At 63.7% G+C, this 15,757-nt stretch carries 13 protein-coding genes and 1 pseudogene; 7 read left to right on the top strand and 7 right to left on the bottom strand.

Annotation, left to right across the window (positions count from 1 at the left end; genetic code table 11):
• Positions 1-1,551 (top strand): glycoside hydrolase, encoded by a 1,551-nt coding sequence (locus HL653_RS11500; protein ID WP_216599983.1) that lies wholly within the window; start codon positions 1-3, stop codon positions 1,549-1,551.
• Between the two features lie 176 nt (positions 1,552-1,727).
• On the opposite strand, the gene HL653_RS11495 is transcribed toward HL653_RS11500, so the two are convergent.
• From HL653_RS11495 to dgoD, 3 genes are all read right to left on the bottom strand, one after another.
• Positions 1,728-3,065 (bottom strand): sugar porter family MFS transporter, encoded by a 1,338-nt coding sequence (locus tag HL653_RS11495; RefSeq protein WP_253717919.1) that lies wholly within the window; start codon positions 3,063-3,065, stop codon positions 1,728-1,730.
• Between the two features lie 84 nt (positions 3,066-3,149).
• The gene (locus tag HL653_RS11490) at positions 3,150-3,878 is read right to left on the bottom strand and encodes an SDR family NAD(P)-dependent oxidoreductase (RefSeq protein WP_171744639.1); all 729 of its coding nucleotides are present in this window, start codon (positions 3,876-3,878) and stop codon (positions 3,150-3,152) included.
• Positions 3,872-5,032: a galactonate dehydratase gene (dgoD, locus tag HL653_RS11485; RefSeq protein WP_171744638.1), complete on the bottom strand. Its 1,161-nt coding sequence runs from the start codon at positions 5,030-5,032 to the stop codon at positions 3,872-3,874. The genes HL653_RS11490 and dgoD overlap by 7 nt, the downstream gene beginning before the upstream one ends.
• A gap of 189 nt (positions 5,033-5,221) precedes the next feature.
• On the opposite strand from dgoD, the gene HL653_RS11480 reads away from it, so the two are divergent.
• Together HL653_RS11480 and HL653_RS11475 are read left to right on the top strand one after the other, a co-directional pair.
• Positions 5,222-6,073 (top strand): SMP-30/gluconolactonase/LRE family protein, encoded by an 852-nt coding sequence (locus HL653_RS11480; RefSeq protein WP_171744637.1) that lies wholly within the window; start codon positions 5,222-5,224, stop codon positions 6,071-6,073.
• 152 nt (positions 6,074-6,225) lie between these two features.
• Entirely contained in the window at positions 6,226-6,909 is a 684-nt protein-coding gene (locus tag HL653_RS11475) for a FadR/GntR family transcriptional regulator (protein WP_253717917.1), read from the top strand.
• A gap of 356 nt (positions 6,910-7,265) precedes the next feature.
• Here the strand turns inward: HL653_RS11475 and HL653_RS24655 are convergent, their stop codons facing one another.
• Positions 7,266-7,445, bottom strand: a complete 180-nt coding sequence (locus HL653_RS24655) for a hypothetical protein (protein WP_367613613.1) — start codon at positions 7,443-7,445, stop codon at positions 7,266-7,268.
• Positions 7,446-7,513: 68 nt separating this feature from the next.
• Entirely contained in the window at positions 7,514-7,741 is a 228-nt protein-coding gene (locus tag HL653_RS24650; RefSeq protein ID WP_367613612.1) for a hypothetical protein, read from the bottom strand.
• Between the two features lie 249 nt (positions 7,742-7,990).
• On the opposite strand from HL653_RS24650, the pseudogene HL653_RS24645 reads away from it, so the two are divergent.
• The 4 genes and pseudogenes from HL653_RS24645 to HL653_RS11455 all read left to right on the top strand — a co-directional run bounded on the left by HL653_RS24645 (position 7,991) and on the right by HL653_RS11455 (position 10,040).
• A pseudogene (locus HL653_RS24645) lies at positions 7,991-9,108 on the top strand (alkene reductase).
• Positions 9,101-9,406 (top strand): nuclear transport factor 2 family protein, encoded by a 306-nt coding sequence (locus tag HL653_RS23975; RefSeq protein WP_216599980.1) that lies wholly within the window; start codon positions 9,101-9,103, stop codon positions 9,404-9,406. The pseudogene HL653_RS24645 and the gene HL653_RS23975 overlap by 8 nt, the downstream one beginning before the upstream one ends.
• On the top strand, positions 9,382-9,744 hold the full coding sequence (locus tag HL653_RS24640; protein ID WP_216600018.1) for a nuclear transport factor 2 family protein: 363 nt from the start codon (positions 9,382-9,384) through the stop codon (positions 9,742-9,744). The genes HL653_RS23975 and HL653_RS24640 overlap by 25 nt, the downstream gene beginning before the upstream one ends.
• Before the next feature lie 20 nt (positions 9,745-9,764).
• Positions 9,765-10,040: an HU family DNA-binding protein gene (locus HL653_RS11455; protein ID WP_171744635.1), complete on the top strand. Its 276-nt coding sequence runs from the start codon at positions 9,765-9,767 to the stop codon at positions 10,038-10,040.
• A gap of 375 nt (positions 10,041-10,415) precedes the next feature.
• On the opposite strand, the gene HL653_RS11450 is transcribed toward HL653_RS11455, so the two are convergent.
• Together HL653_RS11450 and HL653_RS11445 are read right to left on the bottom strand one after the other, a co-directional pair.
• Positions 10,416-12,212 (bottom strand): amidohydrolase family protein, encoded by a 1,797-nt coding sequence (locus tag HL653_RS11450; RefSeq protein WP_216599979.1) that lies wholly within the window; start codon positions 12,210-12,212, stop codon positions 10,416-10,418.
• Between the two features lie 114 nt (positions 12,213-12,326).
• A complete protein-coding gene (locus tag HL653_RS11445; RefSeq protein WP_171744634.1) occupies positions 12,327-15,716 on the bottom strand; it encodes a TonB-dependent receptor in 3,390 nt (1,129 codons plus the stop codon).
• Positions 15,717-15,757: the final 41 nt, after the last annotated feature.

Below are 15,757 nucleotides of genomic sequence, written 5' to 3'. Positions count from 1 at the left end.
ATGACCAGGAGATTTCGGCGCCCCGCCGGCAATTGCGCACTCTGGGTGATGGTCGCCTGCCTCGGTGCGACGTCTCCTCTTCCGGCCGCACCGCCTGTACACCGTCCGGCTGTTGAAGGGCGATGCCGAGCGCCAATCCTCATCGAACTGGGCGCCGACTGGGCACGGCCACGCACGACGTTTCAAGGATGGGGCACGTCGCTGGCCTGGTTTGCAAGCACCACGGGCAATTGGCCTGACCCTGTCCGCTCGCGCATCGCCGACCTTCTCTACGGCGCCGACGGGCTTGGCTGGACGATCGCGCGCTACAATATCGGCGGCGGGAGAAAGCCCGGTTCACCTCCGCTCGCGCGCGCAAATGCCAATGTGCCTGGCCTGTGGCGCATGCCGGCTGGCGCCACCGGAACCGACTGGTGGCACCCCGACAATCCGGCAATGTGGGATTGGTCGGCCGACAGCGGGCAGCAATGGTGGCTGGAGGCGGTCAAGGCACGCGTACCTGCGGCGACTCTCCTTCTCGAAGCCTCAAGCTATTCGCCGCCCTGGTTCATGACTGTCAGCGGCGATGTCGCTGGCGCGGCCAAACCCTACCAGCCCAATCTCCGTCCGGGACAAGAGGCACTGTTCGCCGAATATCTCGTAGGCGCCATGCAAGGACTGGAACGGCGCCACGGCGTACGCTTCCACAGCATAGCCCCGCTCAATGAGCCCAACACGCCTTACTGGGTGTCCGGGAACCGCCAGGAGGGCAATTACTTCTCGCCCGAAGGCCAGGCCCGCATGCTGGAAGCGACAGATCGCGTACTGCGCGCGCATCGCTCGGGCGCCATCCTGTCGGCAATGGACGAGACCAATCACGACACGTTCGTCAAAGACTGGTCGAGATATTCGGAAGGTGCGAAGGCGGTCGTGCGGCAGTTGAACGTGCACAGCTACAGCACGACCGGCGCAACCGGACCGCGTGATGTCGCGGCGGTGACCGGCCTGCCCTTATGGATGTCGGAGGTCGATCTGTCGGCACCCAACAGCGTCCAGGATTTCGACAACGTCTCGTCCGCGCTGGCCTTGGGTGAGCAGCTCGTCCTCGATTTCAAGCGGCTCGAACCTGCCGGCTGGGTTTTCTGGCAGGCCGTGGAGCCGAGCGCCGTGGGCGAGGACAAGGGGTCGAACTGGGGTTTGCTCCGTGCCGACATGTCGCAGGCGCACCCGGCCGATACGAGCGTCCATATAACATCGAAATATTGGGCGATGGCGACCTTCAGCCATGCCATCCGCCCGGGCTTCCGTCTCGTCCGCAACGACGATCCCGATACGATCACCGCTCTGTCCGCGGATGGGCGCGAAGCTGTCGCCGTCCATGTGAACCACGGTCCTTACGACCGGCTGCTGCCATTTTCAACCGCAAGCCTACCCAAGGGGCGCTGGACAGTAGCATCGGTGACGAGGGACGGCCGGCTGGTTGGACAGGCCCCCTGCGCGGCCGGTTCATCCGTCCCGACTGCAATCGCTGCTCCGCGCGCCATCACAGCGGTTCGTCTGCGGCGCGACTGACCGGGCGAACCGTCTGGATCCGTTTGCCCGCGCCTCGCGATATCGGACGGCGCGGGCCATCGAAGGCATGCTGGACCGTGCCGCGCCGTGCGCCATCCGTCTCTCGCCGACGCATGGACAGCAGGCGCCCGCCAAAGCGGAGGCGACCGGCGATCCTTTCCCGCCCTCGATCGGGTTTACCGCCAATCTTGCTCGATCTGCTCCAGCGTCTTGCCCTTCGTCTCTGGCAGCGTCCGGAAGATGAACACGAAGCCCGCTGCGCAGACCAGGCCGTATATCCAGAACGTCATGCCTGTGCCGGCTGCCGCATTGAGGATGGGGAAGCTGTAGGTCAGCAGGAAACAGGCGGCCCACAAAGCGGTTGTCGCGATCGCCATGCTGGCTCCACGCGCTTCCCCTGGGAATATCTCGGATAAGGCCACCCACGTCATCGGTGCCAATGTCATGGCATAGATGGCGATCGCCACGACAACGAGCAGGAGCAGCGGCCAGCCTTGTACGCCCGCGACATAGCTTGCGCCGACTGCCGCATAGATGAGCGCCAGACCGGCGCAGCCGAGCAGCAGTAACCGGCGGCGGCCCCATTTCTCCACGGTGGCCAGAGCCAGGAACGTGAAAACACAATTCACGACACCGGTGATGACGATGTTAAACAGCGTATCGGACACCGCATAGCCCGCGCCCGCGAAAATCTCCTGCGCGTAATTAAATATTACATTTATTCCGCACCACTGTTGCAACACAGCGATGACGATCCCGATCGCCAGAACCCGTCGGAACCGCGGCTCGGAAAGGACGGCTGCCAGGCTGCGGCCCGGTGCGGCCGAAAGCGCGGCGCGGATATCCTCGAGCGCTGCATCCGCTCCGGCTTCCCCGAACAGGCGCGCAAGGACCTGATGCGCCGCACCCCATTTGTCGTGATGCGCCAGAAAGCGAGGGCTTTCAGGGATCAGGGCCGCGCCGATCGAAAAGGCTGCCGCAGGCACGGCCGCCGCTGCGAACATCCAGCGCCAGCCGGTCGTGCCATTCCATGACTGGGCGATCATGGCCGTCGTCGCATCAGGAGCGACGGGTTCTGCGATCAGCCAGTTGACGATCTGAGCCGCCAGCAGACCGAGCACGATCGCGATCTGATTGAGGCACACCAGGCGGCCGCGATGGGCAGGCGGCGCGATCTCGGCGATGTACAGGGGCGACAGGCCGGACGCCATGCCGATGGCAACGCCCCCCGCAATCCGCCAGAGCACGAAGGTGCCGAAGCCACCCGCGAGCGCCGTTCCGATCGAGGACACAGCGAAAATGAGCGCGGACAGAAGGAGACCGGGTTTGCGCCCCCAGCGATCCGCGACCCCGCCCGACACCATCGCGCCGGCCAAGCAGCCGATTAGCGCGCAGCTGACGGCCCAGGCCTGGTCGGTCGGCGCGGTAAGGCCGAAGCGCGCCTCGTAAAAAGGCTTCGCTCCGCCGATGACGACCCAGTCGTAGCCGAACAGCAGGCCGCCGAGCGCGGACACGCCGGCCGCGAGCCAGACGGTCGGCGGCGCCGAAGAGAGAGGCGCGACCGGCCCTTCCGGCGCGCCGGCATCCATGATCTGCATTCAGAGGCTCCCCATCCTGCCGCCGTCCGCGACAATGTCTTCGCCGGTGATGAAGCGCGCGGCGTCCGATGCAAGAAATGCGGTCAGTTCCGCAATGTCGTCCGGCTGGCCGACATCGGCCGGATCGATCACCTCCGCTCCGGATTTAATATTCGGACTGGCGCGCAGCATCGCCGTGTCGATGGCTCCGGGCAGCACCGCGTTGACGCGGATACCGAGTGGCTTGCCCTCGATTGCGGCCGACCGCGTCAAGCTCACCAAGCCGGCCTTGGCAGCGGCATAAGGAGCAACCAGGGCCGATGTACGGCGCGCATGGACCGACGCGACGTTCACGATGCATCCGCCGGGCCGCATGTGACGAAAGGCATGCGCGGTAAACAGCGCCGCACCGACGAGATTGACACTGAGAAGACGCTGCCAATCGGCTGCGCCCAGTTCGGCGATCGCCTTGTAGATCATCATCCCGGCAACGTTAACCACGACGTCCAGCCCACCGAAGCTGCCAATCGCGGCGTCGACGGCTGCTGCGACCGCTTTGTCGTCCCCGACGTCCGTCACAACGGAACGGGCAGCCGCCGCCCCCATCGCAAGAAGCGAGGCGGGGGTGCCCTCTGTGTCCTCCCGCGCATCGACCAGCAGGATCGACGCGCCCTCTTGCGCGAAGGCCCGGGCCACTGCGAAACCGATATCGCCCAACCCGCCCGTTACGATGACGCTTCGGCTCACCATTCGCGCAACTCCCCGTCCGGCCCTCGCCAGGCCGGATTGCGCCACCGATGCGGATCCCGCGCCATCGCGCGCACCGCCTCCTCGTCAATCTGGACACCAAGGCCAGGCGCTGAGGGAATCGCGATCGATCCGCCGCTGATCTCGAAGATTTCGGGGTTCTTCATCAGGGTCATCAGATCCTGCGAGGGCCCGTTATAATGAATGCCCAGCGAGATCTCCTGGATCACAAAATTGGGGGTCGCAGCCGCCAGATTGAGACATGCGGCAAGCGCGATCGGACCGATCGGACAATGCGGCGCCAAGGCGACATCATAGGTTTCCGCCATGGCCGCGATCCGGCGTGCCTCCGATATGCCACCCGCATGCGCCAGGTCGGGCTGGATGATGTCGATCGCACCGCTTTCCAGGAACGGCCGGACATCCCAGCGGCTGTAAAGCCGTTCTCCAAGCGCCAGCGGCACACTGCTGAAAGACGCAAGACCCGCCACCACCGCAGGATTGTCGCTCAGCACGATTTCCTCGGCAAAAAGCGGTCGCAACGGTTCGATCGCCCGTAGCACCATTCGGGCCATGGGTTTGTGTACCCGCCCGTGAAAGTCGACACCGACATCGATGCCGACCGCGCGGACTTCCCCGATACGGGCGACCACCTCGTCGATCCGGGCCGGACTGTCGAGCCAGCCAATCTCCTCGGTGCCGTTCATCTTCACGGCGGCGAATCCCTGCGCGAGACGCGCCCGGGCGGCATCGGCCACGTCGCTCGGCCGATCGCCACCAATCCAGGCATAAACTGGAATCCGATCCCGCACGCGTCCGCCAAGAAGCTGGTAGACAGGAACGCCAAGCTTGCGGGCCTTGATATCCCACAAGGCCTGATCGACCCCTGATATGGCGGAGAGAAGGACGGGACCGCCGCGGTAAAAGCCTAAACGGTGCAGCATCTGCCAGGCATCCTCGATCCGATCGGGATCATGCCCGACAAGCCGATCGCGGATTGCCTCGAACGCCCCGACCACCGCCTCAGCATGCCCCTCCAGCGTCGCCTCGCCCCAACCGACCGCGCCCTGCGCCGTCTCCACGCGGACGAACACCCAGCGAGGGCGCACCAGGAAGCATTCGATACGGCCGATCCGGTCGACTGAGCCGTTCGACATCCTGATGATCCTTATGATTGATGGGACGAGCACGAACCGGCAGCCGGACCGGATGCTGTCGTGGCTGGTCCTCATTCTGTGAGGGCACCGTCCGCACGCATACGGCCGGAACGATGGAGCGGTCGTACCAAGCCGCCTCGACAGGGGTCAAGAAAATATCGTACTTTTTGCTCCGGGAGGTACCGGAGCATGAAGATTGTCGAACGCGCGGTGCGTGATACGCTCGGTGAAGGCCCCGTCTGGGATCCGGCACGTGGCGAATTGGTTTGGGTCGATATTCTCGCACCGTGCGTCCATCGCCTGTCACTTGAGGACGGACGTGTCGATACAATGCCCGTCGACGAGCCGGTCGGTTGGGTACTTCCCCGCGCCGGTGCCACCGATTTCGTCGCGGGCTTTCGCAGCGGCTTCCACTTCCTAGATCTCGAGACTGGGGCCAGGCGCGCCATCGGGACACCCGAATCCGACCGCCCTCAGAACCGCCTCAACGATGCGAAGGTCGATCCTATGGGACGCATCTGGGCCGGATCGAAGGATGACAGCGATCAACTTGCGTCCGGCGCGCTCTACCGGCTCGATCCGTCGCTTTCCTGGTCCCGACAGGACGACGGATACGGCATCGCCAACGGCCCCACTTTCTCTCCCGATGGGCGCACCCTCTATCATACCGACAGTGCGGCACGGCAGATCTACGCCTTCGATATGGCGCGGGACGGCTCGCTCTCGGGCAAGCGCTTATGGCTGACGTTCGAGGAGGAATGGGGGTATCCCGACGGCATGACGACCGATGCCGAGGGATGCATCTGGATCGCTCACTGGGACGGGGGACGGATCAGCCGCTTCTCTCCGGATGGGGTGTGGCGGACATCCATCGCGCTGCCTGCCAGCAATATCACCAGCTGCGCGTTCGCCGGCGACAGGCTGGACCGTCTGTTCGTGACCTCCTCGACAATCGGACGGGAGGACGAACGGCATGCGGGCGCCCTCTTCGAGCTCGCCCCGGGCGTCGCCGGCCTGCCGCCGACGCTCTTTCTCGGCTGATGAGAGACGGAAGGTCGACTCGAGGAGCGGCGACGGCGATAGCGGCTGACCATATCACGACGCACGCTTATGGTAACGGAATGGAATCGATAGAGAGAAGCAGCCCGGCCGCCAGCGTCGAGACGCAAAGCCGCAACGTCACGCGCAGGATCGTGGAGGATCTGGGCCGGTCCATCGTCACCGAGCGCTTCACGGAAACGACGGGATTCCCGTTCGAAGCCCGCCTGTGCGAGCAATATGGAGCGAGCCGGACAGTCGTTCGCGAGGCCGTTAAAATGCTAACGGCAAAGGGCCTCCTGCGGCCCCGTCAGCGGGCAGGCACGGTCGTCCAGCGCGAGGACAGCTGGAATTTGCTCGACCCGGACGTGCTGCGCTGGCTGCTGGAACGTGAATTTTCGATCGATCTCCTGATCGACTTCACCGAGATGCGGATGGCGATCGAACCTCGCGCTGCAGGCCTCGCCGCGAACAGCGCGACCGGGCCTCAGCGACTGGCGATCATGTCGGCGATCGACCGGATGTTCGCATCGGAAATCCATGACGATGATCCACTCGAGGCCGATATCGCCTTCCACCGTGCGGTGATCGAGGCAAGCAACAACCGGTTCATGCGCCAGTTCACCGATCTATCGGAAGCCACGCTGCGGTTCAGCATCCGGCGGACCAACTCCTACGCCGGTGTCAGCCGCGCCAGCGCGATCGATCACCGACGTGTTGCGAACGCCATCATCAGAGGCAATGCTGCAGGTGCATCGACGCTCATGGCGCAGTTGATCGAAGGTGCCCTGGACCTTCTCCTGAAGGCAGGTCGGCACGAGGGCCGCTCCTCCTTCTGATCCGATCGTCGCCCGGCCCAGGCCAGCGTACGGAAGCTTCTGTCCTAGCTCAACGCACGGACGGGTAATGATCTTGCCCGGCTGGAAATGATGGTCCGGGTTTGCGCGGGGGCGACAGAGACACCGTCTTTGAGGCGTCTGTGCGCTCGATCTCGTCTAGGGGCGCGACTGTGTGCCGACAATTTCCTCCCCTCATTCGATCAATTGGGCAGGATCGCGGTTTTGCCGGAGGCGGATCTGCGAAGACGAAGCGAACAGGCTCGCATCCTGCACACGCTCACAGACAAAATGGGCGATTGCCCCTTCTCAAGGATTGAAGCCCGATCCGGCCCGTCTGGCGGCGTCTGCCAAGGCGTCTATGACGATGCGCAAGCGTGGCTGCATATAGCGCGAACTGGGCCATAAGGCGTGGATCGGCATCTCGGCGCCTGCAAACTGATCGAGTACTGGCACCAGCGCGCCCGAGCGAGATGATCGCTGATAAGCCAGGTCGGCAATTGGGCCAGCCCACTGCCGGCAAGCACCGCCTGGACCATCGCTTCGCCATCCCTGAACTCAAGCCGTACATTCACTTCGTGCGGCACGATAACACCCGATGGATCCCTCAGCAGCCAGACCGGTCGCGGCACCCGCCTCCAGCCAATAATGCGGCAGGCAGGCTAAGATGCAGGGTCCCAACCGGCGTGTCCCGGCCCGAAGTTATAGCGATTTGCGCTTCGTTCAGATGATCCAGCACGCGGTGGCATGCATCGAGAAATTCGTGTCCCTCGGCGGTAAGAGTCAGCCGCCGCGTCGTCCGGTGCAACAGTTTCGCGCCGAGCCGGGCTTCCAGCCGCGAAACGCTTTTCCCCAGCGCCGACCCCCGTGACGCCGAGGGATGCTGCGGCAGATGTGAAGCTCCCGATCCGCGCGGTTGTGACGAACTCCATCAGCCCGACAAAGGAATCCTGAACTTTCACTCCGGAATTTTTGGACGGAGTGATCTTCCTGCCAAACGGATTATCGTCTTCCCAGATATAATTAAATCGCCCCGAGATGCTGTGACGAGATCCGTCGCAGCCATTTTCCAAGGGATGCATGCATGAGCAAACTGTTCGAGCCGTTCGATCTTGCGGGCCTGCCGCTGCGCAACCGCATCGTCATGGCACCGATGACCCGTGCACGAGCGGACACCATCCCCGATGATCTCACGATCCTCTATTATCGCCAACGCGCAGGTGCCGGCCTGCTCATCAGCGAAGGCGCCCCCGTGTCGGTTGAGGGATGCGGCTATCTGTTCAATCCCGGCCTCTACACGCAGGAGCAGGCGGCAAGCTGGCGGCGCGTAACCGATGCCGTGCATGCCGAAGGTGGCCGGATTTTCGCGCAGCTATGGCATGTCGGGCGCGTCTCGCACGTATCATCGCAGACGGACGGCCGGGCACCGGTGTCGTCCAATGCGACCACAAGCGAGCATGCCTGGGCATTCGCGCGAAACGAAGCGGGAGAACCGGCGAGCGTACTGGCGAGCCCACCGCGCACCCTTGAAACAGAAGAGGTCGCCAGGATCACCCAGGACTTCGTGCGCGCCGCGCGAGTGGCCGTGGATGCGGGCTTCGATGGGTCGAACTGCGCGGTGCCAACGGTTATCTGTTCGAGCAGTTCGTCAACGGCGCACTCAATCGAAGGGACGATCGTTATGGCGGTTCGATCGGCAACAGGCTCCGCTTCATGCTCGAGACGCTCGATGCGATCGCCTCAGAAATCGGCGGCAGCCGGGTCGGCGTCCGGATATCGCCGTTCGGGCGACTGTTCGGCATGGAGCCGTATATTGGAGAGGCAAAGATCTGGGTCACACTCGCAGCGGAATTCGAAAAGCGCGAACTAGCCTATGTTCGTCTGAGCGACCAGCTGACGATCGGGGCCGAGAAAACGCCCGACAGCTTCGCCGCCTCGTTCCGCAAGACATATACAGGTCCGCTCATCGCCGCCGGAGGCTTCACCAAGGACAGCGGTGAACTGGCCTTGCAGTCGGGAGATCTCGACCTGATCGCATTCGGCCGTCCCTTTATCGCCAACCCCGATCTCGTCGAGCGGATGCGGCATGACCGCCCGATCAACGTTGCGGATCGCGCCCCCTGGTACGGCTCGTCAGGCGAGCGAGGCTATACCGATTACCCGGTCTGGTCCGAAGAACGTCAGGCGGTGCAGTATGCGTGAGATGCATCCCATGTTCGACGGACGGCTGACAGCACTGCTCGATGTCGAGGAGATCCGCCAGTTGCGGATCCGTCATGCGCGCTGCCTGGGTGGCGGCGACTTTGAAGGCTTCGATCAGGTCTTTACGGCCGATGCCGTGGTTGCGGTGGCCGATGGCGAGATGTCCGGGCTTCCCGCCATCAAGGCCGGCCTTGCCGAAGCGTATCGGCGCTATGATCGCGATGCACGCAACCATTATGCGTTCGTCCACGCGATTATCCGTTCGTCCACGCGATTGCCAATCACGACATCGCCCTGAACGGCGATGCGGCATCCGGGCGCTGCTATCTGATCGATTTCGAGACCGCGTCGAAGCCCGATCCCAACCCCCTTCTGTTGCTCGGCATCTACGCCGACCAATATCGCAGGGTCGATGGCAAATGGCTAATTTCGTGCACGCCTCGATATCGTCTGGAAGAGTTAAGAACGTCCGCCCACGCACCACAGTCCACGCAGAGCCATCAGAGCACTGGGTCCCGAGGCCTGAACGCAGGGCCCGCGGCTGCTGGGGGCTTTCCTCCCAAAGCGAGCCGTTTATGGCGGGGTCGACGGTGCAAAGGGGCGGCCACGGCTTGCCCGGCATCGTTTTTTCGATGAGTGTAAGGAGGACCGAAGACATGAACAATGCTGACCTCGCCGAGGCACTGGCGAACGACCAGGGCATCGCGAAGGCTGATGCCAAAAAGCTGGTCGATGCCGTGTTTGCCGCGATCGCGGACGCGGCGGCCAAGGGCGACGAAGTGTCGCTGGCGGGCTTCGGCAAGTTCAAGGTGAAGGATCAGCCCGAGCGTAAGGGCCGGAACCCTGCGACAGGCGAGGCGATCACGATCGCAGCGTCCAAGAAGCTCGGATTTGCGCCGGCCAAGGCCATCAGGGATCGCCTGAACGGTTGATAGACAGGTGCCTGCGCGAGCCCACCCAGGCGCAGGCACCATCCGTCCGACAGGGCGCCCGTCCCTGCCCGCAGGAGAACCGATGTTGAGCCCGCTTTCGGAACAAGTGAGGCTTTCGACGTTCGCCCCGCATCGTCAGGCCGTGGTCGACGCAAATGGCGGGGCTCGGCGAGAACAGCCGCTCTGACACAGGTCGAGCGACGGCTCGACTTCGTCTGTTACAGGCCCCCGGTTTCCCGGAAAGACAGACCCAAAGCCGATGCTGGCGTCAGCCAGAGCGACCTGATGCCGTCGAGAACCCGCGGCTGCAAAGCGACGATCGGCGGTGCGGTGCCGTTGCGGGCATCAGGGGGAGAACGCCACGGCCAGGCAATCTCAGTAGAACGCAATGTTATCGAGTACGAGCCACGCTTTTTCTCCGCCTTTCCGTTTGGCTCTGACCTCGATCTCCATCACGTCCGTCCCGGTCCAATGATCGGCAGGAAATTCGGCGCGGCCTGTCTGCTTCTTGAAATCGGCAAATGGCAATTCCGCAGTTTGCCATTTGGGCCCACCGCTGACGGTCGCGATATACGTGCCTCCCAGCGTGTTGAGCGCGACTTCAAACGGGCCATCGCCGCGCAGATCAAGCTTCACGCCCTTATACTTCCGAACGTCTGCAGGCTGGACCGAGCCTTTGGTGAGGGGCAGCACGACCGCGATCTGCGGTTCGGGCTTGAAAGCCATCGTGCCGATCATGGTCAGCGCATGGCCGCCATCCTCGCGGGCGATCGTATCGATCATCTCAATGCTTCGACCAAGACCACTGTCGGGCTCGGTCACCACCAGCGTGTCGAGGTTCGAACGGCCATCTGGCCTTTCGAAATCGTCCACGAGCGGGCCGACCGCCACCGGCGGCATCGGCACCACCGGGTTCAGCGGCGGCGCGCCAGGCCCGAAGACGAGCTTGCCGTCGACGAAGACCCGATCGGTCTTGCGGACATCGCTGATCGTATCCCAGGGGACGCCCTTGATCAGCACGAGATCGGCGCGCTTACCGACCTCGATCATCCCACGATCCTCCAGTTGACGCATGGCCCTAGCACTGTTGGCGGTTGCCGCGATCAGCGCCGCGGACGGTGACAGGCCGGCCTGGACGAGCAGTTCCATCTCATGCAGCGCCGATGTGCCATGGTGCGTGCCCGGCATGCCCGCATCGGTGCCTGCCGCGATCGGCACTCCTGCGTCATAGAGCCTCTTAGTGCTCGAAAGGGCGTTGCTCCAGTTGGCGGTACCGCGCGCGCGGGCAGCCTCGTTGCCAGGCGGGGCCGCACGACGGCTCGGTTTACTGGGATCGTAGACGGCGAGCGTCGGCGCATAAAAACCGCCGCCCTTCTTGATGGTCTCAATCTGGTCTTGCGTAAGTGGCAGATCCTGCAAGGCGTGGGCGATCACATCCACCTTGGCACGCCCCGCCTCCGCCGCCTTTTCGGTTCGCAGGATGTGCGTCAGCACGGGCAGGTTATATTTGTGGGCCTCATCCACCAGCGCGGTCAGCGCGTCTTCGTTCATGCTCGTATTGTCTGGGGACAGGCCATAGCGCCATCCATCGACCATCGTCTCACCGAAGCAGTCTGCCTTGTAGGCGACCAGTTCGTCCACGGCCTGGCGCGCGGCTGCCGGGGTCACGATCATTCTGGTGGTGGCGGCGTCCGCCCAGTCCGCGCCGTGACCGCCCGGCGTGGAGATGCGGCCGCACATGTTGACGTGCGGCGCGACGGCCAGCGACGCGATCCACCTGCGCCTTGCCTCGAAGGATTCCGGGGCCGAGTTGAAGTCGTTGCTGGTGGTGACGCCTGCCGAGACATAGGCGTTCGCGATGGCGGGCGTCACCGCCGGATCGCCGCCGGCGGTCCAATGGGTGTGCAGATCATAGAAACCAGGCAGAAGTGCCTCTCCCTTGGCATCGATCACTTTGGCGCCCGATGGTACCTTCACATTCGCGCCGACAGCGACGATGCGCTCGCCTCGGATCAGCACGGTGGCGGGCCTTGGCGATGCCCCCGTGCCGTCGAACACGGTCGCGCCGACAATCGCGACCATCTTCTCGTTCGGAGCAGCAAGGATGCTGGGTGTCGCGGTCAACCCGATCGCCGTCGTTACCGTGAGCGCGGCGAACATGGTCTTCTTCATGCTGGTATCTCCGTCACGGGCACATGCAGCCAAGGGACAGGCTGCTGCGCCGTTGTTCGATAGTCACAGGATAGGGTCTGCCGGCCAGCCGCGTCTCCACGATCTGGCACGGGATCAGAACTCGACGCGTGCGTTGACATAGAGATAGCGACCATAGGGATTATAGAGATCGCCGTTATAACCGGCTGCCACCAGCGGGGGCTTGGCATCGGCGATGTTGCGGACGCCCAGCCGAAGCCGATATTTGGACTCGTTGCCGAAAGCCGGCATCGTGAACTGGACGTAGAGATTGCCGATCAGAAGGCTCTTCTGCCGCCAATAGTCGCCGGTTGAATCGATCAGCGCGGTGTCGTCCACAGGACCGGTATATTGGGCGTAGGCACCCACCTGAACCTGCTTCAGGCTCCAGGTAAGCGACGACGTTCCTCGCCAGCGCGGACGACTGCCGAACTGGATCAGATCGCCCCCGCCCGTGATCGTCGTACCGGCATTGATCTGGCCCGCCGCGCGCGCGGCGAGCAGCGCCGCGATATCCGGCGAAGGATCCCGGTAGAATTTTCGCAGATAGGCCACGTTGACGTCGAGACTGAAGCTGCCGGCCGGCGTATTATTGATCTGCCAGTTGAGGCCCATGTCGATGCCGGAGGCCGTCTGCGGCAGCAGATTTCGGTACTGGTCGCGTACGAACAGCACGAGCCCCGCCGGCGCAAGACCGGTGCCTGCAAACAATGCTTGATCATCGGAGTTCGGTGCGGCGCGGATAACGTTGGGATTGCTCGATCCCTGCTGACGCATCAGATAATCCAGGATCAGGGCATTGCCCTCCCCGAACAGGCCGACGATCCCGGTCTGCTTCACATGCCAGAGATCGGCGGTGATCGTGAAGCGGCCGAATTGCGACGGAATGAATTTGGGCTGCAGCACAACGCCTGCGGACCAGGTTTCGCTCTCTTCCGGCTTGAGATCGGGATTGCCGGCACGCTGCACCGAGGTCGCGAAGCTCTGCCCGCAATTGGCGAAGCTGGTGATGCGGCCCGCAGTCAGGTCCGCCTGGCAGCGGACATAATCGGTGCGGGTATTCGACCGGGTGATCAGCGTCGCATTGATCTGCTCCAGGTTCGGCGCCTTGAAGCCCTGTGCCCAGCTGGCGCGCAGGCGTACGCCATCGACCAGATCCCAGGATCCGGCGACCTTCGGTTTCGCCACCGATCCGATGTCGCTGTAATGCTCGTAGCGACCGGCGACCTGAAGCTCGATCTTGCGGATCAGCGGGATGTTCATCTCCGGAGAGACGACCGGGATGGCAAGCTCTCCGTATGCCGAAGCGACGGTGCGCCTGCCCCTGGTGTCCGGGTTCGGGCTCGTGCCGATCAGATCGCTCGGATACAAGATTCCGCTCACACTATCTGTGAAGGTCGTCGTACCATCCACGCGGGGATCCCGATTGTCGAACTGCGTCTCGCGACGGATTTCGCCACCCAGGGCGAAGCCGACATCACCACCAGGCAGGTGAAACAATGCGGCGTTGCTGCCTTTCAGATCCGCCATCGCCAGCGTCGTCGTGTCCTTGCGGACCGTGCTGATGCGGATCGCGTTGAGCGCCGCCTGGCTGCTCGGAGAGGTGTCGGCCTGACTGTAGACGCCGGTATTGCCACCGTTGAAGATGTTATAGGCATCCGGCGTAGCGAGAGCGAGGTTCTGCTGGAGCTGGGTCGCCGAGATGCCGGTCGACCAGTCGCTGACGTGGGCGCGCGAATAGACCGCCGCCGAATCCCACTTGAAGCCGAACAGCGGAAATTTGATGCCCGTGAGAAGGCGAAGCTGGTTGTTGCGGTCGATCACCGTGTTCGCGCCGGCGTCGGAGAAAGTATAGGCGCGGATGGTCACCGGAAGGCCGGCGGCCGGCACGCCGACAAGCCCTGGAATGCGGTTAGGATTGGCGACGCCGTTGATCGTCGTCGCACCGAACGGGTTCCAGTAATTCGATGCCGGAACGTTGATCAGGACCGATGCTAAGGTCCCCGTGGCTCCGACCCTGTTCACCGTCTTGGCATGATAATAGCCCGCCTCCCCATAGACCGTGACGTCGGGCGAGACCTCATATTGTCCGGTCATAAACAGGTTGATGCGGTCGAGCTTGGGCATGATCGTCGTATTGTCGGCGACCGGGGAATCGTAGCGCGTGTCGCGCGCAGCACCCGCCGTCGCCAGCGTCCCGGAGCCAATGCAGGTGCCCCCGGTCAGAGGCGCGCCGCCATAGCCGCAGCCGGAAATTCCGGTCGGCTGAATATGGAACAGGCCTGCGGCCGTGGTGATGGCCGTGCCGCCCACCCGCACGGCCGTCGTCACGGGAGTGGACAGGCTGGCGAAGGCGGAATTGGTGCTTCGACCATCTAGGGACGTCGCCCCGGCGAAACGCGTCCCCGCGAACAGCGCGCGCTTGTCGGCGGAAGACGTGTAATTCTGGTCGGACGCGTAGAGCGCATCGCGGTGCGTGTAGCTCGCGAACAGCGTGATGTTGCCATGTTCGAAATTGTGGCCGACCGTCGCATTGGTGGTCGATTCACGCAGGTTCGTGCCGGTCGCATAGCCATATTGCGTCTCCAACGCGACGCCGCTGAACTTCTCCTGCAGAACAGTATTGACCACGCCCGCGACGGCGTCGGTACCATAAATGGCTGCGGCACCGTCGCGCAGCACCTCCAGTCGCTGGACACCCGAAACCGGTATCGCATTGGTGTTGTAGCTGATGACGGGAACCAGATTTTCGTCGGCAGTGCTGACCGGATGCTGGACGACACGGCGGCCGTTGAGCAGGACCAGGGTATTGCCGGGCCCGAGCTCGCGCAGGTTGACCGAACCCACGTCGCCGCGCGGCGAATTGCTGCTTCCGGGAATATACTGGCTGTTGAAGGTGATGCTCCCCATCTGCGGGATAGAGCGGAAGAGCTCATCGCCAGAGACAGCCGCCGTGTTCGCGATCTGCGTTTTGCCGACCACTGTGACGGGCAGCGCATCGGTCACCTTGCTGCCCTGGATCTGGGAGCCGACGATGACGATGTCGTCCGCCGGCATCTGCGAACTGGAGGCCGTTTCGGGCGGCGGCGCCTCGGGCGCCGGAGCCGGTGCCTCGGCTGCCGTATCCGCCTGACGATAGTCTGCAAAGGCGACCGGGCGGAACGAGGCAGTGACCGTGCCGCGATCCCTCAGCGTGATGAGGCCATTGCTGTCGGACGCGATGGTGAGATTGGTGCCAGCGATAAGCTGACGCAGCGCCGAGCGCACGTCATAGGTGCCGTGGATGGCGGGCGTCATCTTGTCGCCGAGCTGATCGGCGGCGGCGATGATCTGCAAACCGCTCTGCATCGCGAAATCGGGTAGCGTCACGACGGCGCGGCCGGCGCGCAGATTGAATGGCCGTTGCTGCGCCACCGCACCGCCGGCCCAGAGCGCAGCGATGCTGATCCCCGCAAGGGCTCGCCCAACCCACTTCCCGTTTCGCATAAGCACAGTCCCCCCGGCCTTGGAACACCGTGCGGCAGCCC

This window comes from Sphingomonas sp. AP4-R1, from assembly GCF_013113735.1.
In the GTDB taxonomy this organism is placed as follows: domain Bacteria; phylum Pseudomonadota; class Alphaproteobacteria; order Sphingomonadales; family Sphingomonadaceae; genus Sphingomonas_I.
This window is presented reverse-complemented; position numbering and strand designations above follow the sequence as displayed.